At 52.8% G+C, this 23,607-nt stretch carries 22 protein-coding genes and 1 pseudogene; 7 read left to right on the plus strand and 16 right to left on the minus strand.

Annotation, left to right across the window (positions count from 1 at the left end; all coding sequences use genetic code 11):
* Positions 1–30: 30 nt before the first annotated feature.
* From PAE68_RS01755 to PAE68_RS01765, 3 genes are read right to left on the minus strand one after another with little or no spacing between them, the layout of a single operon-like run.
* Positions 31–3,681: a multicopper oxidase domain-containing protein gene (locus PAE68_RS01755; protein WP_281883474.1), complete on the minus strand. Its 3,651-nt coding sequence runs from the start codon at positions 3,679–3,681 to the stop codon at positions 31–33.
* 12 nt (positions 3,682–3,693) lie between these two features.
* On the minus strand, positions 3,694–4,002 hold the full coding sequence (locus PAE68_RS01760; protein WP_281883475.1) for a hypothetical protein: 309 nt from the start codon (positions 4,000–4,002) through the stop codon (positions 3,694–3,696).
* 27 nt (positions 4,003–4,029) lie between these two features.
* Positions 4,030–4,356 carry a hypothetical protein gene (locus tag PAE68_RS01765; protein WP_281883477.1) on the minus strand — a complete coding sequence of 109 codons (327 nt, stop codon included), beginning with the start codon at positions 4,354–4,356 and terminating at the stop codon, positions 4,030–4,032.
* A 142-nt stretch (positions 4,357–4,498) separates the two neighbouring features.
* Here PAE68_RS01765 and PAE68_RS01770 point away from each other — a divergent pair, with 142 nt between their 5' ends.
* The 3 genes from PAE68_RS01770 to cysK all read left to right on the plus strand — a co-directional run bounded on the left by PAE68_RS01770 (position 4,499) and on the right by cysK (position 6,905).
* Positions 4,499–5,113 (plus strand): TVP38/TMEM64 family protein, encoded by a 615-nt coding sequence (locus PAE68_RS01770; protein WP_281883480.1) that lies wholly within the window; start codon positions 4,499–4,501, stop codon positions 5,111–5,113.
* 130 nt (positions 5,114–5,243) lie between these two features.
* Complete coding sequence (locus tag PAE68_RS01775; protein WP_281883481.1) at positions 5,244–5,951, plus strand: DNA alkylation repair protein; 708 nt, start codon at positions 5,244–5,246, stop codon at positions 5,949–5,951.
* 33 nt (positions 5,952–5,984) lie between these two features.
* The gene (gene cysK / locus PAE68_RS01780) at positions 5,985–6,905 is read left to right on the plus strand and encodes a cysteine synthase A (protein ID WP_281883483.1); all 921 of its coding nucleotides are present in this window, start codon (positions 5,985–5,987) and stop codon (positions 6,903–6,905) included.
* A gap of 155 nt (positions 6,906–7,060) precedes the next feature.
* Here cysK and PAE68_RS01785 read toward each other — a convergent pair whose 3' ends face one another.
* Entirely contained in the window at positions 7,061–7,768 is a 708-nt protein-coding gene (locus PAE68_RS01785; protein ID WP_281883486.1) for an HNH endonuclease, read from the minus strand.
* A complete protein-coding gene (locus PAE68_RS01790; RefSeq protein ID WP_281883488.1) occupies positions 7,765–9,078 on the minus strand; it encodes an AAA family ATPase in 1,314 nt (437 codons plus the stop codon). Before PAE68_RS01790 ends, PAE68_RS01785 begins: the two co-directional genes overlap by 4 nt.
* Positions 9,079–9,818: 740 nt before the next feature.
* On the opposite strand from PAE68_RS01790, the gene PAE68_RS01795 reads away from it, so the two are divergent.
* The gene (locus tag PAE68_RS01795; RefSeq protein ID WP_281883490.1) at positions 9,819–10,061 is read left to right on the plus strand and encodes a hypothetical protein; all 243 of its coding nucleotides are present in this window, start codon (positions 9,819–9,821) and stop codon (positions 10,059–10,061) included.
* A 159-nt stretch (positions 10,062–10,220) separates the two neighbouring features.
* On the opposite strand, the gene PAE68_RS01800 is transcribed toward PAE68_RS01795, so the two are convergent.
* Entirely contained in the window at positions 10,221–10,889 is a 669-nt protein-coding gene (locus PAE68_RS01800) for a DUF1989 domain-containing protein (RefSeq protein WP_281883492.1), read from the minus strand.
* Between the two features lie 278 nt (positions 10,890–11,167).
* Between PAE68_RS01800 and PAE68_RS01805 the strand changes: the two genes are divergently transcribed.
* Entirely contained in the window at positions 11,168–11,779 is a 612-nt protein-coding gene (locus PAE68_RS01805; protein WP_397379354.1) for a spore coat protein, read from the plus strand.
* A 68-nt stretch (positions 11,780–11,847) separates the two neighbouring features.
* Here the strand turns inward: PAE68_RS01805 and PAE68_RS01810 are convergent, their stop codons facing one another.
* The 6 genes from PAE68_RS01810 to PAE68_RS01835 all read right to left on the minus strand — a co-directional run bounded on the left by PAE68_RS01810 (position 11,848) and on the right by PAE68_RS01835 (position 18,447).
* Positions 11,848–12,615 (minus strand): YqcI/YcgG family protein, encoded by a 768-nt coding sequence (locus tag PAE68_RS01810; RefSeq protein ID WP_281883494.1) that lies wholly within the window; start codon positions 12,613–12,615, stop codon positions 11,848–11,850.
* Positions 12,616–12,691: 76 nt separating this feature from the next.
* Complete coding sequence (locus PAE68_RS01815) at positions 12,692–13,468, minus strand: response regulator transcription factor (RefSeq protein WP_281883496.1); 777 nt, start codon at positions 13,466–13,468, stop codon at positions 12,692–12,694.
* Between the two features lie 14 nt (positions 13,469–13,482).
* A complete protein-coding gene (locus PAE68_RS01820; RefSeq protein WP_281883498.1) occupies positions 13,483–15,330 on the minus strand; it encodes a sensor histidine kinase in 1,848 nt (615 codons plus the stop codon).
* 159 nt (positions 15,331–15,489) lie between these two features.
* The gene (locus PAE68_RS01825; protein WP_281883500.1) at positions 15,490–16,524 is read right to left on the minus strand and encodes a TRAP transporter substrate-binding protein; all 1,035 of its coding nucleotides are present in this window, start codon (positions 16,522–16,524) and stop codon (positions 15,490–15,492) included.
* 124 nt (positions 16,525–16,648) lie between these two features.
* The gene (locus PAE68_RS01830; RefSeq protein ID WP_281883502.1) at positions 16,649–17,947 is read right to left on the minus strand and encodes a TRAP transporter large permease; all 1,299 of its coding nucleotides are present in this window, start codon (positions 17,945–17,947) and stop codon (positions 16,649–16,651) included.
* Positions 17,944–18,447: a TRAP transporter small permease gene (locus PAE68_RS01835; protein ID WP_281883504.1), complete on the minus strand. Its 504-nt coding sequence runs from the start codon at positions 18,445–18,447 to the stop codon at positions 17,944–17,946. The genes PAE68_RS01830 and PAE68_RS01835 overlap by 4 nt, the downstream gene beginning before the upstream one ends.
* 487 nt (positions 18,448–18,934) lie before the next feature.
* Here PAE68_RS01835 and PAE68_RS01840 point away from each other — a divergent pair.
* Positions 18,935–19,120, plus strand: a pseudogene (locus tag PAE68_RS01840) (phosphoribosyl-ATP pyrophosphatase); the annotation flags it as partial.
* Positions 19,120–20,100 carry a ribose-phosphate diphosphokinase gene (locus PAE68_RS01845; protein WP_281883506.1) on the plus strand — a complete coding sequence of 327 codons (981 nt, stop codon included), beginning with the start codon at positions 19,120–19,122 and terminating at the stop codon, positions 20,098–20,100. The pseudogene PAE68_RS01840 and the gene PAE68_RS01845, both read left to right, overlap by 1 nt.
* 132 nt (positions 20,101–20,232) lie before the next feature.
* Here PAE68_RS01845 and PAE68_RS01850 read toward each other — a convergent pair whose 3' ends face one another.
* From PAE68_RS01850 to PAE68_RS01865, 4 genes are read right to left on the minus strand one after another with little or no spacing between them, the layout of a single operon-like run.
* A complete protein-coding gene (locus PAE68_RS01850; protein ID WP_281883508.1) occupies positions 20,233–20,538 on the minus strand; it encodes a hypothetical protein in 306 nt (101 codons plus the stop codon).
* Positions 20,535–21,416 (minus strand): PqqD family peptide modification chaperone, encoded by an 882-nt coding sequence (locus PAE68_RS01855; RefSeq protein ID WP_281883511.1) that lies wholly within the window; start codon positions 21,414–21,416, stop codon positions 20,535–20,537. The genes PAE68_RS01850 and PAE68_RS01855 overlap by 4 nt, the downstream gene beginning before the upstream one ends.
* On the minus strand, positions 21,413–22,807 hold the full coding sequence (locus tag PAE68_RS01860; RefSeq protein ID WP_281883513.1) for a hypothetical protein: 1,395 nt from the start codon (positions 22,805–22,807) through the stop codon (positions 21,413–21,415). Before PAE68_RS01860 ends, PAE68_RS01855 begins: the two co-directional genes overlap by 4 nt.
* Complete coding sequence (locus tag PAE68_RS01865; protein WP_281890854.1) at positions 22,788–23,546, minus strand: ABC transporter ATP-binding protein; 759 nt, start codon at positions 23,544–23,546, stop codon at positions 22,788–22,790. Before PAE68_RS01865 ends, PAE68_RS01860 begins: the two co-directional genes overlap by 20 nt.
* Positions 23,547–23,607 lie beyond the last annotated feature (61 nt).

Genomic DNA, 23,607 nt, shown 5'->3' on the forward strand with positions numbered 1-23,607 from the left:
ACTAAGCGCTAGGCAAGACCAAGACATGGCTTAACGCCTCAAGCGTGGAAGCAGCAGGCTGCCTTGCGGCAGCACCCGCATAATGCCCCATACGCCGAGCTCGACGTCCCATTGCAGGTTCGCAGAGCGATACATATAGTCACCGGCTGTCCCATACAGTCCCCCTGCGCCGAACGTGAGGAAGAAGCTATCGTGGTCGCCGACCGTAATCTGCCCCTTCTCCGCGATGAAGGTGGAGTTAATATCTGCTGCGCTACGTAGCCACGTGTGGCCGTGCAAGGTGAAGCTGTGCGCTCTTGCCCGATCAGCGGGGAATATATGACGGATCACAACCCGATCGCCTTCATGAGCGAGGAAAACGGGGGTCGCTGGGTCGCCATGCACCGTAGAACTGAACACCTTGGCGACATCGGGATCGCGCTTCAGCCGATGGATGAACCGCTCAGCCCGATAGTTGAACGCACGGGAGCCTTGATCCTCGAAGTCCTCTGGCTCTTGCTCCTCTTCAAGCTCGAATATAGGGTTCGGATCGATGATGAGATTGCCCTCCTGATCGACGAGCCGGATCCCGTCGTGCATCACGAGCACGAACTCCCGGAATTCTCCGAGCAACGGGTTGGAGATAATGACCTGACTGCCTCCGACTACAGGACGCCGCGTGTACGGGTCCAGATAGACGGACCCCTTAGGCTCTGTGATGAGTACTCCGAAGGCGCCGTGATGGCGATGGTGGCGCAGGTCGGCCATGTCCCATAGATTACATGCGCCGACGTCCTGATCGATGTACCAGCGATACGTGATGCTCTCCCCAGGGGCAATCGTCTGATCCGGGTTGAAGCCGACTGTTGCGCCATCCGAGCTCCGCACATCATAGGCGATGAGCTGAGGGTGAAGGGAGATGCGCAGAGACGGAGTGAACGGTATCTCGACCGGCACCTCGGGATAGCCTTGCCGCTCATCGGCATGCACGGAATCCGTCAGTCGGTTATGGAGTGTGATCTCTACGACATCTCCGACGTTCGCACGTAGAATGAGCGGCTCCGGGTTCAGCAGGCCGACACGGATCGCCCACTCATCGCGTGCCTGCGCGAATACGATGCCGAACGGGTCGTGATCGCCGGCCTTGTTGTAGACGATCTTCGTCTGCAGCGCCACGACCTCGTACCGACGTATCGGCGCCTCTGGCGGACCCGGCATGGTGGCCCCAGCGGCAGGCGGCGGCAGCTTGCGCTTATGTCGGTCTGCCTGCTTCACTCGTTTGCGCGGCGGACGCTTGCGGTCGGGCAGCGGCTTCAGCTGTGGAGTCATGGCCTTGAAGCTGCGGATGATGCCCCAGTTGCCGAGCCATATATCATCGAGCGAGCCGTAGTGGTACAGCGTGTCGAAGTCTCCGTCGCCTTCCATAGCGAATTCCAGTGTGAAATGCTCGGATATGCCGATATGCTGCTGCTGGACGAGCTGGGAATCGAGGTCGCGCCGCTCCTGCCGCCAGCGCTGCCGGTGCAGATTGAACGAATGCGATTCCTCGTGCGCGCCTTGGAACAGCCGGACCCGGACTGGATCACCGTTATAGGTGTGGAACAACGGCGTGACCGGGTCGCCGTGCAGGAAGGAGCTGAATACGTATGCCGGATCATCCTTCGGTCCTCGCAGGCGGAACTGCAGCGGCTCGTTCCGGTAATTGACACCGATCACACCGGGATCCTCCATGGAGCCGGGGAACGGCGGCTGATTAAGCGGCATCCCCTTCGCATCGTACAGCATGGCGAAATCGTGCACGAATAGCGAGAATTCACGGAAATCCGGGATGAGCGGATTGACGATCGTCGCCTCGACTCCCGACCTCAGCGGTTGTCCAGTGCGGGAATCTAGGAATCGCGAGCCGCGCGGCTCAACATTCAGGCCGCCGAACAGGCCGTGATTCTGATGCGAGTTGGCGAACAAGTGATCGTGGAAGAACGTGCCGCGCAGCTCCACGTCGGCGAACCACACATACCGGATCGTCTCCCCTGGCAATATGCTGGAGTCATAGTTCCAGCCTACATTGGCACCATCGGAGGATAGCGGATCGAACTTGACGAAGTGGACGTGTATGGACGCTTCATAGGTTCGGATGACGAGCTGGAACGCATTCCCGCCCAGCGTCTCCGGAAGCTTGTTCGTGAAGGTGATATGAATGCAGTCGCCGGCATTCGCCCGCAGGACGAGCGGCTCGGGCTGCTTGCGACCGCTGCGAACGTCCTCCTCGTCCTCAGCCAGCACATACAGCCGCCCCTCTGGGTCGTACCAGCCGTGATCGTTGTAGCAGATCGGCATCTGGATCGCAACGAGATGGAACTCGCGCACAGGCGGATCTCCATTCACGCAAGGGTTGACGAATGCAGCTCCGGGTTCGGCATCTGGCGAGAATTGGTTCCGCTCCAGCGGCGTCGCCTCGCGTCCGCCGACGATGCCGAGCGGCGGGCGCGGCGCCTTCTTGCCGAATATGCCGGGGATGAAGTTCGGGAAGCCGGGCTTCTCCTTCGTCGGCTTCGGCGGTCTCGGTCGATCAGGCAGCGGCTGCAGCTTCTTGATCGGGACTCCGTTCGGATATCGCTGCTTTCCGTTCTGCAGCGTGTTGAAGATACGGTGCATGCCCCACATGCCGTCCATGAAGTGCGGGTACAAGTGACAGTGGACGATGACATCCCCGAACGCCTCCTGCAAGCTCCCAGCCCCGTACAGGGGCGAGACGGTGTAGAAGTTTTGCGGGCCGATCGCCTGTGAATCGATAATCTCTGAATCTTGATCCTCCGTCTCGAACAGCCACTGGTGGACGTGGTAGTGGAACACATGCGTCTCCTTCACGCCACCGTGAATGAGACGGATCTTCACCGGGTCACCGACATAGGAGCGCAGCACAGGGGTCGCGGGATCGCCGAACACCCACGAGTCATGGTGCACCTCCTCGCCGTCGGTGCCCATTCCGACGACCCCCTCCATAATGAGCCGCATCCGGTTGCCCATCGGCTCGCTGCGGTAGTTGACCTGTGTCGACATCGCAGGCTGCAGCGTCATCGGATCGATAGGCGTTTCGCCGAGAATGTTCTTCGTCTCCATCTCATCGTGGAAGAACCACGCGAACTCCCGGAAGGAGGGGAGGAGCGGATGGTGGACGTCGGCATACAGCCCGCTGCGCAGCGGCTCCCCGGTAACGGGATCGGTCCACGACGAGCCCTTCGGCTGCACGATAAGGGCGCCGAACAGCCCGTTCAGGTTGGAGCCGAGCTCGCCTGACAGCGGATTCCCGAGATCGGTGAAGATATGCATCCCTTCCCGAATGACGTACCAGCGGTATAGGCGCTGCTCGCCTGAAGGGAGCGGAGGCGCTGTCGAATCGGCATTGAAGCCGACGAACGCTCCGTCTGAAGTCTCGACCTCATACTCGGCTCGCTGAATATGTATCGATGTGGCGAAGGGCAGCTTATTCTCGAACGTCACCTCGATCTCATCGCCTACGTTCGCTCGAATGACGAGCGGCTGCACGAGGTCGACCGGCATGAACGGCTGCTCGGCGACTTCTCGGCATACCTCCTCCTCGTGCTCCTTCAGCACGAACATCATGCCGTCCGGGTTATGGTCGCCGAAGTTATTCAGCACAATCCGTATCGGTATGGCAACAATGTGAAATTGCCGTATCACCGTTATTCCCCCTTAGTCGCGCTCAGGCTTCTCTTGAATGTCGGGAATGAGCGGCTTGCCTTCTTCTTCAATATAGAACGTCTCGATGCTCTCGACATGAATACGAATCGTCTTGCCCTCCATCTCCGTAACATGTGTCGTCTCGATCTGAATCAGCACGAAGTCGCTGAGCGTACCCTTAATTTCGCCTATAACGAGGAAAGGGAACGGCCCGGTCATCACGAGAACCCGACTGCCGATGCTGCGATGGAATACTTGCACGAGGTCGTTCTGTCGGATCGCGTTGATGAAGGCGAGCTCGCGGTCCTTGCTCTTAGACATTGGAACATTCACCTCCACTGGTATACACTAAGGAATTGGGAACCTCGTATCGGCGTCGAACGGCAGGAAGCTGGTAATGCGCTCGATCGGGAAGTTCAGCGGCGTCGGGAACCGGAAGAAGGGCGCGTTGCTCATTTTGATCGTAACGGGGCTGAGCTGTACGTAGCTGTCTGTCACCTCACGAACCGTACCCGTGAAGATCGGACGGAACGTCTGTCCGAGGAGGTTCAGCTGGCTCGCGCTCATCGTGAGCATAATTTCTTTGCCGAGCAGATCGCGGAATAGCGGGTCTCGGGTCGTGATCTTGACCAGTCTGTGTCTGCGGGTGGACGGTTTTTTATTTTTTCTCTCCATAGCGGGGTCCTCCTTTCATCGCGGTTGCACCGTGCGGGAAGCCTTCCAGATTATGTTTATTGATGTGGAAATGGGATTATACGTTGTCCGTATGTTGAATGCGACAATGGGACAATAGAGAGAGCGCGAACAGGGGGAGCTTATGATTAAAAAAATAGGCATGATCGTTGTATACGTTGTTGCATCTTACTTCATCTTCAAGCACGGCGACGTGCTGCTTGGCTGGCTGCAGCAATCGGACCGTCTGCTCCTCGTAGCGCTGTTCGCGACGCTGCTGGCGCTGTTCCCGATTATTCCGTATCCGGTCGTCGGGAGCGTCATCGGGGCGGCCTTCGGCCCCATGCTGGGCGGGCTGCTGACGTGGGTCGGCTCAGCCGCGGCGTCTGTACTGATGTTCCTGTTCGTACGCTACGGCTATCAGGACTGGGGGCGCAGACTGCTGCAACGGTATCATCGTCTTGATCGCGTGACCGCTTGGTTCGAGCGTAATGCGTTCCTTGCGATCGTCTTCAGCCGACTGCTTCCGTTCATTCCTTCGATTATTATTAATGTATACGCCGCCTTGAGCCGAGTGTCCTGGCTGACCTACACCATAGCCTCCTCCTTGGGCAAAATACCCGCGATGCTGCTGTTCGCCTTCGTCGGCGACTCGGTCGTGACGGAGCCGCGGCAGCTGCTCGTTGTCATCGCCGTGTATGGTGTGTTCCTCGCTGTGCTGCTGCTTGGGTATAGGCTGTGGACCAGGAGCCGCACATAGCGGCCTGCTGCGGGGAGCGGGTGGCACTGCATTTGGCCGGTGCGGTATAATCGGGAGAAGAGCTTGAATTCCGAAGGAGACACCGCGTACGGGTGATATTAGATCTGTCAGATCGAAGGAGGGAGCCACGATGCAGCTGAATGAGGTCATGCAGGAGCTGGAGGCGCTCGGGAGCGAGCAGACGAAGCGTACGTATGTGCGTCACGGAGCGCCAGAGCCATTGTTCGGAGTCAAGGTCGGGGATATGAAGAAGCTGACGAAGCATGTGAAGAAGAACCAGCAGCTCGCGCTCGATCTATACAGGACGGGTAACTCGGATGCGAAATATTTGGCTGGACTGTCTGTTAACCCGAGGAGCATGACGAAGGAGCAGCTGATCGCATGGGCACAAGAGGCGAACTGGTATATGCTCAGTGAGTACACGGTCGCTCAAGTGACAGCGGAGAGTCCCTATGCACTGGAGCTTGCTCGGGAGTGGATCGACGCGGAAGATGAGCTGCTCGAGTCGTGCGGCTGGAGCACGTATGCGAATTACGTCTCGATCACGGCGGACGAGGAATTGCCGCTGGACGAGCTTAGAGGCTTGCTGAAGCGGGTCGAGGAGACGATCCATGCACAGAAGAACCGGGTTCGCTACACGATGAATGGCTTCGTCATCGCAGTCGGCTGCTACGTGCAGCCGCTGCATGAGGAGGCGGTGCATACAGCCGGGCAGCTTGGGAAGGTCAATGTGAACATGGGAGATACGGCGTGTAAGGTGCCCGAGGCTCCTGGGTACATTCAGAAGGTTGCCGAGCGGGGATCGATCGGTCAGAAGCGGAAGACCTGCATATGCTAGGCGACGAACAGACGAAGTGAGGAGAAGCGATCGATGGGTATCTACACGAATATCTCACAGCTGATCGGCAATACCCCGGCGGTACGGCTGCAGCGCATCGTGCCACAAGGGGCCGCGGACGTCTATGTGAAGCTGGAGCGGTTCAATCCTTCCGGCAGCGTGAAGGACCGGGCCGCGTATAGCCTCATTACGACAGCTGAGCAGCAAGGGCTGCTGCTGCCTGGCGGCACGATCATCGAGCCGACGAGCGGCAACACGGGCATCGGCCTTGCGATGATCGCCGCAGCGAAGGGTTATAAGGCGATACTGGTCATGCCAGACAACATGTCCAAGGAACGGATCAATCTGTTGAAGGCGTACGGCGCACAGGTCGTCCTGACACCGAGCAGCGAGCGCATGCCGGGCGCCATTCGTAAGGCGCTGGAGCTGCAGCAGCAGCACCCCTGCAGCTTCATCCCACAGCAGTTCGAGAACAAGGCGAATCCCGACATTCACCGGAGCACGACCGCGCTGGAAATTATGGAGCAGATGGACGGCCGACTCGATGCGTTCGTGGCGACGGCGGGCACTGGCGGCACCATAACGGGCACCGGTGAGACGCTGCGGGCACAGCTGCCCGAGCTGCACATCGCCGTCGTCGAGCCGAAGGGCTCACCAGTGCTGTCCGGCGGCAGCCCCGGTCCGCACAAGCTCGTCGGGACGAGCCCTGGCTTCATCCCAGCCATCTTGAACACGGGCGTATACGACGAGATTATTCAGATTGCCGATGAGGACGCGATCGAGACGATGCTGCAGCTCGCCCGCTTAGAGGGGCTGCTGCTCGGACCATCGTCAGGCGCATCCGTGTTCGCCGCGATGACCGTGGCGAAGCGGCTCGGCACGGGCAAACGCGTGCTGTGTATCGCGCCAGATACGGGGGAGCGGTATTTGAGTATGAATTTGTTTGGGGAGTGAGCGTGGGTTGGGGCAGCGTGAATAAGCAAGGGTTCCACTGGTGATGGCAGTGGAGCCCTTGCTTGTTTAGGTGTTTGGTGTGTGGGCATGTGGGGTTGGTTGAGTGAGTTTGACAGCGTAGCCAAGCTGCCCCCAGGCGTTTTGAGTAATTAGGATCATATAACTCCATTTGGTCTTGGTATAAGCGTACAGTTTGTATCATAGCAACTAATACTAGTTCCGACAAATGCACTGATAAATCTTGTCATCATATTAACATCATCTTTAAACACATTCATCCAAATTGAAAAGAAACCAGTAGATGTTGCAGTTTCCACAATCTGCTCTCTCATTTGAATTGTATCTGAATCCCTCAATCTTGTCTTTGCACGTTCTGCCTTATCATAAGCAGTTCTACGTTCTCTCCATCTACGGTCTGTAGCCTCTGGATTAATTAATGGGTCCAAACTTGGAACTCGATCAAGACCAGTCAACTTTATAGTATTTATGGCTACCTGCCTTTGATGAGCATTAAGTGTTTGGGACGGTGAAATAATCGCTCCTACTGAATATTCAAATGCCATTGCAGTATTATCATTATCAGGCCAGAAATAGTTGCTTAAAGTAATCTGCTTATTTGTTTTTATTGAATTACAATTGACACAAGCAAGAAGGAAATTGTCCCATGAAAGTGTTAAGCCTGGTACTAAAGATTTTGGCTGTATATGTTCGACAGCTGTATCCCCACCAAGAGCCCTTTCACAATAAGAACAATAAGCTCCTATTCTTTCAATCAAATGACCTCTTGCTTCTTGGTACTTTGTAAACTGTATGGGGAGACCATTTGCATCATTAGGAGTTGAACCTCTTTCTATTGGTCTCATTCACCATTTCTCCCCAATCCAGCTGCTAATCTTTCCATCTCTAAAAATGCGTAATATGCCACATCTGAACTGTATAGGGACTCCAGTTCATCCAATTTACGCTTTAACTCTTCAATTTCTTTACCTGTAGCGCCCTTTCCTTTTTCTAATAACGAATAATATACTTGGGCAACCTTATACATTTCGTTCAGTTTGTCACTACGTTGAACACCGTCTATTCCCATAGCGCTCTCTGAAATATCCTCGATACTTTTGTTAACAAATTTTTCACTTATAACTTCTTCATCATCATCTACTTCTTGAAGACGACGAAGTTCTCCCTCTTCAAGGGACTGAACTATAAATGGCGAATGGGATGTTACAATAAATTGTATTCTTGGAAAAGTTCTTTTTAAGTCATTAACAATAGTACGTTGCCATTTCGGATGAAGGTGGAGGTCAAGCTCATCAATAAGTACAACACCAGGAGTTTCACTTAGAGCATTAGCTTCAAGTCCCGGATTTAATTGAGCCATTCTATGTGCTATATCGGCGATCATCCCAATCATGTTACGAACACCGTCGCTTAACATACGAAAAGGTAATATTGTACCATCTTCCCTAATTGCTCGGATTTCTTCAGAATCAACGTCAAATTCTATAGTCTTCCAATTTTTCATACAAACACTTATTGCATTACGTACAGCCTCCAAAATTGGTAGTTCTTGTTTTCTTTGTTTTTTTTGCAGTTCGATATAGGTCATCTTCTCCATCCATCGAGTGAAATGTTTTTCACTCGATGCAGGGTCTAAGCAAAATGAATAGCCACCTAAACGATCGGTCCTTATTTTAAAATCATTGCGTTCCCTTTTTTGAACCCACAGCCTTCCAGTTCCATAGTATGATATAAGCGGTAATACAACAGGGTCACCTCGGCTGACCTTTTTTTGCAAAGAATTAGCGTAATCCATGATTGATTTTGCTTCTTTACTAGTAGTTGTACCATGTTTTCCGTTTAATGCTCTTGACCAAGTTTTCAACTCTCCCTCAACAGTCCCACAACAAGAGATTTTTACAGGATACTGTAATTGTATATCCGATAAACCACCCTGAATAAAAGTTTTTCTATGAACTTCATCTTTTCTAATATGTCTAGAATGCACTCCATCGAATCCACTAAGTAAAGACCCTAAAGCAATTGCTAATCCATCCAGAACAGCTGTCTTTCCAGTACCGTTATCACCAATCAGCACTGTAAATTGGTTAGAAAATGTTATTTCTCTTTTTTCAAAACCATGGAAATTCTCCATTTTCAATTCGTGAATAATCAATCTGATCATCCTCCGTGATAGCATGACTAAATAATAATTTATTCCCTGTTTCCCTCACTTTTAGCCCATGGATACACTCTTTATTTATTAATTTATCTAATTATATCACTAGCGTTGCATAAACGAATCTTCAATTTGCCTAGAAAAATATCGGAATTTTACCACAATGAAAAATGCACAAAAATGTTAAATTCAGTGCGTGTAGAGACATAAAAAAATCCTTAAGATAAGGGAACAGGTAGTCCTGTCCAAATCCCTATCAAAAGGAACGACCATGGACAAGGATAACATAAAATCCGCTTTCAGGGAATACCTCATTCCTCTGAACACTGACATTTTGCTCAAGCAAGTGGCAACGTTGAAATCGGATCGATCCGTTAAAAAGTTAGATACCGAGAAGACCTGCAAGCTCTTCATCTACGCTCAGCTGATGTAGTTAAAATCTCGCGAGGATATCGGTCTCCATCTGCAAAATAAGAAGGCTCTACAGCATACCGTACAGTTGGAATCTATAAGCTCGTCGCAGCTCTCGCGTAAGTTTCGGGAGCTTGATTCCTCAATTTTCGATGAGGTGTGACAGCGTAGCCAAGCTGCCCACTGGAACTCTATGCGTATCGCGTTGTCTCCGTTCGGATGTTTTGTCTGTTAAACTCTATTTTAACCGAGAACAGCCTCTAAATCTTTTGGTCATGGTAGTATGATATAACAAATAGGAAATACCCATTAGCGAGGTGTTATATATGCAATGGCAAGAGGTTCGAAGCATTTACCCCAGTCAGTACGTACTGCTTGAAATATTAAATTCTCATACAGAAGATAGTGTTCAATACGTTGACGAGGTCGCTTTAATCAGAGCGATCCAAGATCCTGATGAAGCAACCAAAGAACTGGTGAAGTGCAAAGATAACAACATCGTTTATCACACCGGTCAAGAAAAGATAGCCATTGAATTAAGAAAAAATCCGTTCTACAGAAGCCGGTAAGATGCTGATCGATTTAGTCGACAGTAACGGCCTAATCGGATTAGACCTTCTTATAACCAGTATGATGATCATCGACCTTCATTAAATGAAAATGTATCCAACAGACTCCAAACAGCATCAAAATAGAGACGCGAAAACCTTCGCGTCCCCATCGCACCCTCATCCCCCCCGCACCAGCCGCGGCTCCAGCTCATCCGCTTCCTTCCCGCTCACAACATAGCTCGTAATCGACTGCTCCGCATCGATCTCAAGGCACAGGTCTGTCGAGTGACAGCCGTTGCCCATGCTTTGCTCATTCGGACAGGCCGAGATCGCGATGAACAGGTCCATCTCCGCGCGCAGCACGACATAGTCGCCGGCCTTCGACTTCGGGCGCTTGAACTCTACGCTGCCGTCCTCGTGGAGCACCGTGTTCATGAAGATGTTGAACGGGTAATGCTGTCCAGGCTTCTCGATGCCGAATTTGGCCAGCGCCGCGGACAGATTCATATAGCAATTCTCATAAGGAATATCCTTCTCATACAGCAGCTTATACATCTCCGGTCGGCAGGCGGGGGAGAGAAGGTCGTGCTTCTCTACCGTGTCCTCAACGAGTGTCAGCATCGGTACATATTTATTCGAATAGATCACTTGTCCCTTGCGAATCTGAGTCGTCTCGAGTGCGTCTCGTGTCGCGATCGGGTCCAGTCTCTCCTCGGTATCTTGCACGTTATAAGCGACGAAGTCGCCGATCTGCTCACCCTCGACATCAATGAGGCGCAGCAGATTGCCCTTATACACACGGGCGCTGAAGCCATGCTTGGCAGGAATGGTGAATGTTTGCTTCATCAGGCAGCTCCCTTCTAGGTATAACCTTGAACAGAATGCGCAGCCTGATATAGGTTGCCCGCCGCCAACCTTACCCATACGCCGAATGGTCAAAAACGCGTGGATGAAAAAGCACCATCTGATTCATCCTAATACGCGGCACCACCAAACTATGAAGCGAAAAGAGGGAATTCAAAACGATGCATAACCAAATGCAAAACCAGATGCACCACCAGGCGCACAACCCGATGATGTCCAACCAATTTCCAGTCCAAGCCTTCCAAGGTCAAGGGAACGCCATGATGAACTCCAACCAGCTGCCAAGCCAAATGAACCACGGCGGTCATGAGGTGTTCGACCTGCACGAAGTTATCGCGGGTATGATCAACGTACTGGATCAGTACATGATGTTCCGCATGTTCGTTCGCGACCCGGAGCTGATGGACATTCTGGATCGCCAGTACAGCTTCATCCTTGATCAATACAACCTGACGTGCGAATGCTTCACGACAGGTCGTGAGCCGTCCCAGCACACGAAGCGTTATATGATGAAGCAGAACAACACGGTCGTATACGGCATGAAGCCGTCCCAGCCGAAGAAGCCGAACCAGTCCATCGAGGACATCAAGGATAAGGGCCTCTCCGGTCATATGCTCGGCTTGATCAAGTCGACAGCGTCCTTGCTGACGATGACGTCGGTAGAAGTGACGAATCCGGTCATTCGCCGCGTGCTGGCCGACAGCGTGCCGAACTACGTCGAGATGGCGTACGAGATCTTCTTGTACCAGAACAAGCACAGCTACTACCAAGTGCCGCAGCTGAGCGCGCATGACATGAACCTGATGACCAATAGCTATGTACCGATGAACGGTCAGCCGCAGATGCCGAATCCGGGCATGTTCCGCAACTAATTTCCAGCTATACGATCTAGCAGATAATAAGGCAGGTACTGCGCCCTTCGCAGTCCTGCCTTTATGTGTTATTTACGCGCGCCGAACGGGTTCAGCGCCTTCTTCATGCGAGTGAACGGACACTTGGAAGGACTGCTGTTATCGTCCCGGAGAAAATATTGCTTCCACTCCAGATTGCCCTCCTGACCGTACCACTTCAACGCAGGGTGAACATCGATTCGGTCGTAGCCCAGCAGACGCTTGCGAATTAACGCCTTCATGCGGCGGCCGAACGTCGTGGCGTCATTGATCTCAGCGAACACCCAGCGCGGCTGGAACGCCAGCATGAAGCTCGGGAATTGACGGCTTCGGCGCTGCTCGTGGGCAGGTGTGGCACAGAACGTGAAGTACGGCTCGCCATCATGGCAGAACTCCCACGACGCATCGGTCGGGTTATCCGAGATCGCACCCGGCCACTCCTGCGGGTCGTGCTGCGTCACCTCGCTAAGCAGTCTCCAGAACATGCTCTCGTATTCCTCGACCGTATAAGCGCCCTCTGGATCAGCCGATGTGTTGCAGAAAATCACGAGCGACGCATACTTGCCGGTCGAGCGGGAGCAGCGTCCATATTGCTGCAGCAGCTGGGCGACCTGCTTGCTCGTCTCCTCGCTCGTCGGATGACCGACGAAGCCGAACCGCAAGTGATCGGACAGGAAGCCGTGCCTGCCGGGAATGCACGGGTACGTGTCCTCCGGATCTGCAATCGTATTCGCGAAGCGTGTGAACGCCTCCGCCTGCCAGCTCTCCAGCTCCTCCAGCTGCTTCATCAGCTCGGAGCGTGAATACAGAATAGACATTCCTAATCACTCCTTCTTCAGTCTTGATAGACTATGTCGAAGGAGTGTGATGGGTGAATGTCCAGATTACGTAGCCTTAATTCTTACATTCCTTACATTCCTTGCGATATTCAGACGGCGGCTGACCGACGATTCGCTTGAACGTGTTGCTGAAGTAAGAGAAGTCCTGGTAGCCGAGCCGCTCGGCGATGTCGGAGATGCGCAGCGTCGTCGTCTCGAGCAGCCGCTTCGCCTCCTCCATCCGCTTCGATAATACATAGTCGACGAAGTTCACCTTCGTCTGCTGCTTGAACAGGTGGCTCAAGTAGCTCGGATTCAGGTGCACCCTCGCCGCCGCCTCCTGAAGCGTGACCTCGCCGGGCAGCGTCGCCTTCACATACGCCATCACCTGCTCGACAGCCGTCAGCTCATTCGGATCAGCCGGCTCGGCCGACGACGATGCCTGGGCTTCGGCGAGCGCAGCCTGCTGCCGTTTCTTCTCCGCGAGACTGACTGCGATCCGTTCCAGACACGTCGCCATATCCTCGGCCATGACCGGCTTGAGCAAGTAATCTCGTGCTCCCAGTCGCAGCGCCTGCTGCGCGTATTGGAACTGATCATGTCCGCTGAAGATGACGGCCTCAACAGCCGGGTGCTGCTCCTTCAAGGTCGTGATGAACTGCAGGCCGTCCATGACCGGCATGTTGACATCGGTCATCGCGAGGTCGACCGTGTTCGACTTCAGCCAGTCGATTGCCTCCAGACCGTTCGAAGCCTCGTGAATGACGGTAAATGGCAGCTGTGTGCGCTCGATCGTTTTCTTCAGCGAGGTGCGCACCCACCGTTCATCATCGACGATCAAGATTGTATACATAGGATCACCATCCCTTACGTCCGTAGATTCGTATGCGGGGAATGCGGTCTGCCCGAAGGCTCGCTCCAAGGAAGACGAATGCGGACTGTCGTGCCTTCGCCGTATACGCTATGCACCTGCACGCCGTACCCTTCTCCGCATACGTATTCAATCCGGCGATGTACATTGATTAGCCCGATGTGCGCACCGCCGCCCGTAATGTCCTTATACGGCAGATCATGCTGCAGCTGCTCCAGCACCGTGTCCGGTATGCCCGGACCGTCGTCCGTAATCTCAATCCTATAGACCTCGTCATCCTGCTGCCGCGCCTCGATGCGTATATGGGTCAAGCCGATCCGCGGATCGACGGCGTGGTGGATGCAGTTCTCGATGAGCGGCTGCAAGGAGAACTTCACGATCGATTGGCTGAGACAGCTCTCGGGAATGTGGAAGCTATAGTCGAGCCGTTCATCGAAGCGATACTTCTGAATGCGCAGGTACAGCTCGCAGACGGCAATCTCCTCCTTGAGTGTGACGACGGGCGACGACTCCTTCAGGTTGTAGCGGAACAGCCGCGAGATCGCGGCGCTCATCTCCGCAATATCATCGAGATCCTTCTCGAGCGCCATCCCGCGAATCGTCTCCAGCGCATTGTACAGGAAGTGCGGATTGACCTGCGCCTGCAGCACCTTCAGCTCCGTATCCTTCTGGCGCAGCTGCATCTCAGCCTCATTGAGCTTGGAGAAGTAAATTTCGTCGAGCAGCTCCTTCAAGCGCTCGGACATTTTGTTAAAGCCGTGCGACAGCATGCCGATCTCATCTTGTGATTCAACGCGTACCTTCGCCTCGAAGTCGCCGATCTCGAGCTTGCGCATATGATGATGCAGACTTCGGATCGGTCGGATGAGGCTGGCGGCGAAGGTCAAGCCGATGACTGCTGCGGCGGCGAGCGTCATCGCCGTCACCCAGAAGATCGCCCGTCCGATATCACCGACGCCGCGCAGCAGCTCCTTGTACGGGACGAGCGTCAGTAGCGTCCAGCCGAGTGCGGACGAGTGACTGTACGTGAGCAGCTCTCGTTCCGACCGATAGATCGGATAGGAGCCGCTGTGCGCCCCAGCCCCGTCTGCTGGGTGAATAGAAGGCAAGTCCGCCTTCTGCCCGAGCAGCGTCAGGTCGTGATGGTACACGTAATGGCCCTGCGCATCGAGAATCGTCATATAGCCGGTGCGGCCGATCGTCACCATCTTGGCAATTTCCTGAATGCGCTTGAAGTTCACATCGGTAATGATTATGCCGACCGGCTGTAGCGTTCTCGGGCTGACGATCCGTTTCACAATCGAGATGACCGGCTCCTTGCGGTCGCGCAGCTGGATGATGCGGCTGATGAGAATCGGCGAGCCGTTAGGAGGCACCTCGCTGTACCAATATTCGTTCGTAATGTCGTCGATCGGGACCACTTTATTGACGCCGGACGTATCAATGATTTGTAGATTATCTAGAATAACCGTAATCCCTGCAATATCGCCTCGCGAGTACGATTCGTTATGGAGCAGCTGCTGAATCGACCTCCGAATGCCGCTCTGCTCAATCTCCTCGACGCTGTTCATCAGGATGAGTCGCTGCATCTCGGGGTGATTGACGATCTTCAGCGTCGCGAATTCGAAGTCTCTTACATAATATTCGACATGGGTCTTCACCTGCTCGATAATTTGCCAGCTCGACTGCTGGGCCTCCTCCTCCAGCACCTCCGAGGAGCGCATGTAGGCATAATACCCGATCATAATCATCGGAACGACGACGAGAAGGGCGGAGTAGACAAGCAGCTTCACCGTTAACGGATAATCGCGCAGCAGCACGAGCCGGGTCAGCTTATGAAGCATAGGGCGTTACACTCCTTCCTCGTGAGATGGCTCGCAGGGTGCTCCTGACATACGATACGACATACGACATACACCCCACGTCATTATTGTACCATCTGCTGCGCGTCCTCCAACAGCAAGAGGCTCCGAATATACGGAGCCTCCCTTCGTTAAGCTTCATTATTTCTTAGCTGCCTCAATCGCATCTAGTACGTTCTTGTAGTCCGCACGGTACTTGTCGATGACTGGCTTCACGGCATCCTGCCATGGCTTGATGTCTTCTACCTTCGTAATGACAGAGCCCGCTGCACGTACCTTGTCCTCGGATTCCTTCTCATACTTCTTCCACTGCTCACGCTGGTACGCTACCGAATCGAGCGCAGCCTGCTTCAGCAGCTTCTTGTCCTCGTCGGACAGCTTATCCCAAGTCGTCTTACTGATCAGCAGCACCTCTGGCACACGCTGATGCTGGTCGACGATGTAGTTCTTCGCAACTTCATAATGCTTGGAGGAGAAATAGCTCGGATAGTTGTTCTCCGCACCGTCGATGACGCCGGTCTGCAGGGCGCTGAACACTTCGCCGTAAGCCATCGGTGTTGCGCTGGCGCCGAGCGCCTTCATAATGTCGACGTTCACCTGGTTCTGGATAACGCGAATCTTCAGACCCTTCAGATCCTCCAGCTTCGTCACTGGACTCTTCGTATAGAAGCTGCGAGCGCCTGGCTCGAAGTACGCGAGTCCCTTCATCTTCGAGCTCTGCAGGCTGTCGAGCAGCCTCTCACCCTCTGCGCCGGTCAGGAACTTCCACATGTGCTGTTCATTGTCGAAGATGTACGGCAAGCTGAACACGCCGTATTCCTTGTTGAAGCCAGCCATCGCACCGGAGCTGACACGCGTCATCTCGATCGCGCCGAGCTGTACTTGCTCAATAACGGCCTTCTCTTCACCCAGCTGTGAGGATGGGAATACATCGACCTTGATGCGGCCTGCGGAGCGCTCGTTCACGAGCTCAGCGAATTTCTTATCTCCCAGCGTTGTTGGATAATCTGGCGGATGAGATTCAGCCAGACGGAATGTATAGGACGGCTTCTTCGCGTCAGCGGCAGCGCCGCCTTGTGGAGCTGCTTCCTGCTTCGTTCCGCAGCCAGCGAGTACAGCACCGGTGAGCAGCACAATGGATAGAGCGCTTGCAGACATCTTGAAGCTTTTGTTCATGTTCGTGTCCCCCTTAGTTTTTCTAAACCGAGTATAAATGAAAGCGGTTTATTTTTGAACGTGACTTTTTTTGTGCCTTTTTGTAAATTCTTTAGAATGAGCTTGCCCTCCATAAGATGCTCGGCTACTTTCCTAAGAATGTATTCGGTAGCCATAAGGATAGCTGCGGTACGTAGGTGAGCAGGAACAGTACGCCAATCATAGCGAAGAAGAATGGCAATAGCGCCCGGGCTCCCTTGTCTATCGACACTTTACCAATCGCACAACCGACGAAGAGCACGGTGCCGACCGGTGGCGTCAGGAGTCCTATACCGAGATTCAAGATCATCACGATCCCGAAGTGTACCGGATCCATGCCCAGCGAGGTGACGACTGGATACAGAATTGGCGTCATAATCAGGATGAGCGGAGCCATATCCATCGGTGCGCCGAGCAACAGCAGGAGCAGGTTGATCATCAGCAGAATGATGTACGGATTGTCGGTGAAGCCGAGGAACAGATCCGTTACCATCGCCGGAATCTTCAAGTATGCGAGCACCCAGCCGAATGCATCAGACGCTGCGATCAGGAACAGCACCATCGCGACGGTACGGAATGTCTTCTTCAGAATGATGACGCTGTGGGACAGCGGAACATCCTTATAGACGAAGAACGTCAGAATGAACGCGTACAAGCAGGCAATTGCACCCGCCTCAGTAGCGGTGAACCAGCCGGAGAAGATACCTCCGAGAATAATGACACCCGTCATCATCGACAGGAAGCCTTCACGCATAATGCGCGGCACTTCTTTCAGCGGAATCGGATCGCCCTTCGGAAAATTATTCTTGCGTGCAATGATATAAGCGGTCGTCATCAGCGTCACGAGCAAAATCAAGCACGGGATGATGCCCGCGAGGAACAGAGCCGATACCGACACGCCGCCCGCGGCGAGCGAGTACAAGATCATGTTGTGGCTCGGCGGCATGACGACGCCCTGGATCGCGGCCGCTGACGTCAGGCCGACGGTGAACTCGGGCTTGTAGCCCTTGCGCTTCATCGCAGGGATCAGGACAGAGCCGATCGAGGACGCATCCGCTGCGGCAGAGCCGGAGATGCTGCCGAAGAACATGCACGCGATACACGTCACGAGGCTCAATCCGCCGCGAATCGCGCCGACGAGCAGCTGCGCCATGTTGATTAGCCTCGTGGCGAGTCCACCCTCGCTCATAATTTGCCCAGCGAGAATGAAGAACGGAATGGCAAGCAGGCTGTAGGAATCGAGTCCCTTGATCATGCGCTGTCCGACGACGACCCAAGGGACGTCGAGATACATAATGGTTAACAGTGTCGATCCTGCGATCGTCAGTGCGATCGGAAACCGCATCAGCAGCATAATCACGAAGCTGGCGGTCAGGACGAGCGTTGCCGTAGCGGTTATACTCATTCGCCGAATTCCTCCCCAAGACCTTGATGACGAGTCGTTTCAATTCCGATCAGGCTGAGCAGGCTGTAGGCACAGATCATGATGCCTGTAATCGGCATGACAATATAATAGATACTATTGGTCAGCCCTGTAGCCGGCAGCGTCGTCTCGTACTGATCGATGGTGAACTGCATGCCGTTGACGATCAGGTACAGCCCGAAGCCGAAGACGACCACGGTGATGACCTTGTCCCACACCTTGTTGAAGCGTGCTCCGAACAGCTTCGTGAACGAGTCGGTCGCGATGTGCAGCTTCTCGCGGAAGCCGATGGCGATGCCCATGAACGAGAACCAGACCATCAGCAGCAGCGTCACCTCCTCTGACCAGAAGAAGACGAAGTTGAACAGCTTGCGGGTTACGACTTGAAGAATGACGATAAACGTCATCAATGTAAGCGCCGTCAATGAAATCCATTCGAATATCGAATCCAGTGACAGGGCGATCCGTTTTAACACTTTCATACGTCACCTTTCCCTCCTTGTTGGGATCTGCTTGCTTAGTTGCTATGCGCTAATTGTAAAGGCTTTCTTGACGACTGAGAACGCCCGTGCTTTTAGGATTATTTGTAGTTTTTTTAGGTTTGTCAGATGTAAGGGTAAGGGTAATTACAAAAAAACTGTTTACCCTAATCACTCGGGTAAACAGTTCAAGAGCATGACTTAATAAGGTTTTCGGGAGAATACATACTGGGCATTTAGCAAACATACGATAGCAAAAATGATATTTTTAGTGACGACAGGTTTTATGACTTCAAAAGGCGGTTCGCTAATAAAGTGTCAATATATATTTAAGAAGGATAGGGAATTGATCACGGAAGAAGACAACAGACTGGTTGATAAGTACACAGATATTGCGACAAGAGACCACCCAATGTTTTTTGAGATTGCCATTACAAGATATGCAAATGCTGAATAAAATAATGCTTGGCTTCCAAGAAGTAATGCCACTGTCATTGGCGCGAAGAACAATGATAACGACGAGCTGCGCTACGAAGCCGGCGACGTGCTGTTCCACCTGCTCGTGCTTCTGCGCGAACGCAAGGTACCTCTGGACGACGTGCTTCGCGAGCTGGAGAGCCGCCATCTCAAGAGCTCATCTGATCAAAAATTTTCCCGCAGGAGTGAAATCCGCTGATGGTAATGATCGACTACCACACGCATCACGTTCGCTGCGGCCACGCCTCCGGCACCTTGGAGGAATACGTAAGGCGCGGCATCGAGATCGGGCTGACCCAGCTGGGGCAGTCACTGGGGAACATTAAGCTTTCGCGCTTTAAGAGCGGCGAAATTTACTGCCTATACGAGGAGAGCATCCGCAACTGTGACGTCTTTCTGGTACAGACCTTCTCTCATCCGATCAACGAGCATCTGGTAGAGCTGCTGGTCATGATGGACGCCGCCAAGCGGGCTTCGGCGAAGACCGTCAACATTGTCCTCCCGTACTATGGATACTCCCGTCAGGAACGGAAGGCTGCGCCGCGCGAGCCGATCTCGGCTAAGCTCGTTGCCGACCTGCTGCAGGCTGCCGGAGCGCACCGCGTTGTGACGATCGACCTGCATGCGCCGGCGATTCAAGGATTTTTCGACATTCCTGTCGACCATCTTACCGCACTTGACCTTATCAGCGACTATATTCGCCGCAAGGACATCCGCAATCCCGTCGTCGTATCTCCGGACGCAGGCCGCGCTTCCGCGGCGGAGAAGATGGCCAACGTGCTGGACGCGCCATTCGCGATCATGATCAAGAAGCGCCCGAGTCACAACGAGTCGGTCATCACGCACCTGATCGGTGAAGTCGCCGGCTATACGCCGATTATTATCGAGGACTTGATCGACACCGGTACGACGATCGTCAACGTCGTTGAGGGGCTCAAGGAGCGTGGCGCTGAGGACGCGTATATATGCGCAACGCACCCGGTATTCTCCGGACCTGCGGTGCAGCGTCTCGATCATCCGAACATCCGCGAGGTCGTCATCACCGATTCTATCGCTGTGGATGAAGGCCACCCGGACAAATTCAAAATCATCACAGTTGCACCGCTGCTGTCCAATGCGATTCGTATTATTCTAGAGGGCGGTTCCATCTCCTCGCTGTTCAAGTACGGCGGCGTATAGGTTTGCCTCTACAAGCCAAGGGCGGCATTCTCCGATTCGGGAGAGGCCGCCTTTGCTGTGCTGTTTAAGGAGCTTCAGGTTTCTTGATTTGAGAGGCTGCCTGCTGGTCGTTTTCCATTTCTCTGGATGGGTTCAAGCCCTGTCTCTATTATTGATTCCCCGCACGAGCCAGTAAATGAACAGGTATAACAATGTAATGCCAATGCTTCCGGCTAAAGGTATCGTTACAACTCCGATCCCCTGCTCGGTCACGATAGCTTTGTAGCTGCTGCCATCCATAGAAGCTTGCTTTTCATAGTACCCTTTGAGGTAATACCAATCCTTTCCAATGCGGTCCCCCAGCTTCATCTCGATTTGGGATAAGTAGATTAGAATTGCTCCCATAATGAGGGTGAAGCTTACAAAGCATATTCCAAGCGCATTCCAGACCCATTTCATAACGATTCCTCCTTGTCGACTTGTCTCCCAAGCTGGTTCCTGCGGAACCAGGACAGCGCCGCTCGGGCTACATTCTTGCCATCGGTAGAGAGAAGGGTTAACAAATTGCCCAGCCATACGACGGCCAAGTAAAATAACTCCGAATCTGATTGCTTATACGCAAATACCAGTAGAATAACGCCAATAAGTGCAGGAACGATCGGGCCGAGCAAGGAAACAACCACTTCCTTCGCGGGGGTCAGGCGCTCCCTGTACAATCCTACTGTATAATTATTTCTCCCGATAAATAAAAAAGCATGAGGCTGTTTGACTAAATGCAGTCCCATAACGTGGGAAAACTCATGAACGGCTATGGAAACAAAAATATTAAACGTAAAGACAAAGGCTGACCAGCCCATTCCTAAAGCATAGTAGAGGAGAAACATCCCCGCTAATATGTATATGTAATAAAACGGAATGAAAAAAATCAAGTAAATCAACAGAAAAATAGGATTTCTGGTATAGGCGGGAAGGTTATATCGCTTCTTGATCTTCATAAGCTGAAATAAGGAGCCGATCTGTAGGGTTCGAAACAAAAACCAAGCCGTTTGCAAGCGGTCTTTCCATGAACGGACACGTATGTTCAGGAGAAAATGTCCATTTAACTGCTCAAAGAATCGGATTGTATCCAAGGTGATCCGTTGTTCGTCTGCGTCATATTGCTTCGCTACCTTAGTGGCAATCTCTCCGATTGAGCGTCTCCCATCCACATAATGCAGCATCCAGTAGGAGCTCGAATTGATAGGGTAGGATTCATTGGAACTGTCGTCGGTAACCTGACTTTCAGAGACATGAACCTGAAGGGGCAAATAAGGTATATCGTGAACAAATAGATTCATAGGGCTCGTTGCTCCGATTCCAGACGGTTTTGGTAAAACTTCATATAAGCAACAAAGAAAGCGGCTGCGCAAGCTGCTTTGACAAGTGACGGAATAGGAACGAAGGTCATGCTCCATTGGACGAATCCATATCCAATTATAGACATGGCGGTCATAAGCAATCCGCCTTTATCGGAATGATGAAGAGCGACTCGAGCAAGCAGGGCCACAGTAATAAATAACAGCCAATCTGAAAACAGTGTGAAATAATCTAGGCTCAGGCGCAAGCCAAGGAAGCGGTGAACGAGCAGCGAAAGGCAAATAAGCAGCCCCCCCAACATACAATAAAAGATCGCCTTGCCCGTCAAAAGCGCGGGGATCTGAATGGGAAGACGCCGAAGTGAGCGGGTCTGCCCTCCCGTATAAAGAGACCTGTTGCTGAGTCCTAGACCGATGGTGAAGATCAAGAATATGAAAAAGCGATGATCGACTTGATGAAAAACTTCATGGGCGAAAAGTATAAACATATTTCCAAGCAGCAGGTTGAACACCAGTCCCCGCAAAGAACCGCCGCCCCGGAACCAGGAGGCAGACTCCATAATGAAGCCATTCACTAGGGCGCTTGGACTCATGGTGCGGGATCTATACTTGCTCGTTTGAGGGGGGGTGTCGTTGGATAACCTGCTCAATCCGAAATAGATGAGGAGAAACAGCAAGGCAACTGCTGCCAGCAAGTAGCCTATTGCTTCCATATGGCCGACTGCCAATTCAGACAGCCACTGTTCCGGGTGGGGTAAATAATAGGATAGAGGCTCAGCGTGCGCCATCCCAAGTCCATAGAGAAGGCCAGCGGCAGCCACCAGTACGATGGCGAACATACTTTCTAGCATCCGTAAGGAAGCCGGTGCTTTCCGGAATAGCCAGGATAGAAGTTCTTTCGCTGCGAATGCCCCCTGAACTTGAATCAGAACGAAGCAAGCATAGCCGGCAATCATAACCATCCAGGGGACTTGGAGCTTCATATAGCTGCAAATCGCAGCCAATAGACTTGCGCTTTCCAGCATGAGAAGACCGAAGAGCAAGAGGAGAGACGGAATCGCTTGTGTACGGTACAAATCTTTGACGGCTATAGGCAGCCTCTGCAAAAAAGTTTGCAGCACCGGCGGGAACGTATACAAGAAGAACATCGTCACGATAAAGAGCATAGCCCCGGCAAGGGAAAATATGCGCACCAGCACATCCAAGGATGAGGTGCTCTCTGTCAGCTCCCGAAACGCTCCCTTGACTTCGATATAAATATAATATTGCGTCGCTATCATAATGAGCAGGGCCGCAAGGGCAATGCCCCTGTCAAGCGAAGAAGCTGCACGCCGCCGCTGCTGGAAAGCAATTTTACAAATTTGCCACCACACGGGTTATCAGCTCCTTAGAGGAAGGCTTTAACTTCAACTTAACGAACAGCTCTTCAATGGTGTTGACAGCGTATTGATGCAAGATCTCATCTTTATTGCCGGTCAGCAGCAGCTTTCCCTGATCGATCATGGTTACACAGTCTGCCAATTGATCGGCAAAATGTAAGTCATGGGTCGAAACGAGGACAGTCGTTCCATGATTTCGTAATTCACTGAGCAACTGTTTAATGATATAGATCATATTGGGGTCAAACCCGGCAATAGGTTCATCCAAGATGATCAGCTTGGGGTGATGGATCATCGCAACCGCCAACTGAACCTTTTTGCGCATCCCTCGCGAAAATCCGTTTACATTGCTGTGAACATCGCTTAATTCCAGAAGTTCAAAGAGGGTCCTGGCGTTCTCCTCAATTTTGTTTTTCTCCATGCCATACGTATACCCCGCAAAGCGAACAATTTCCATCGGAGTAAGATGATCTAGCAACGCTTCATCATCCGGCATGTATCCGATGCGTTTGCGGTATTGATATTCACTTGCTCCGAGAGTTCGCCCCTCCCACGATACGTGACCAGAGTCGACCTTCAGTTGATTGAGCATGATCTTAATCAATGTCGTTTTGCCCGAGCCGTTAGCCCCGATTAGACCATGTATGGTACCCGCATGCACCTCTAGGTTGATATGTGTAACCCCTTTGTCCGCCGAATACATCTTGGTGATTTGATGGAGTCCGATCAGCACATCGTTCAATTCGGGCGACCTCCTTAAAGAAACCCGGGCTGTCCAGCCCGGGGCCGGAATG

The sequence above is a fragment of the Paenibacillus sp. YYML68 genome (genome assembly GCF_027923405.1).
GTDB lineage: Bacteria > Bacillota > Bacilli > Paenibacillales > NBRC-103111 > Paenibacillus_G.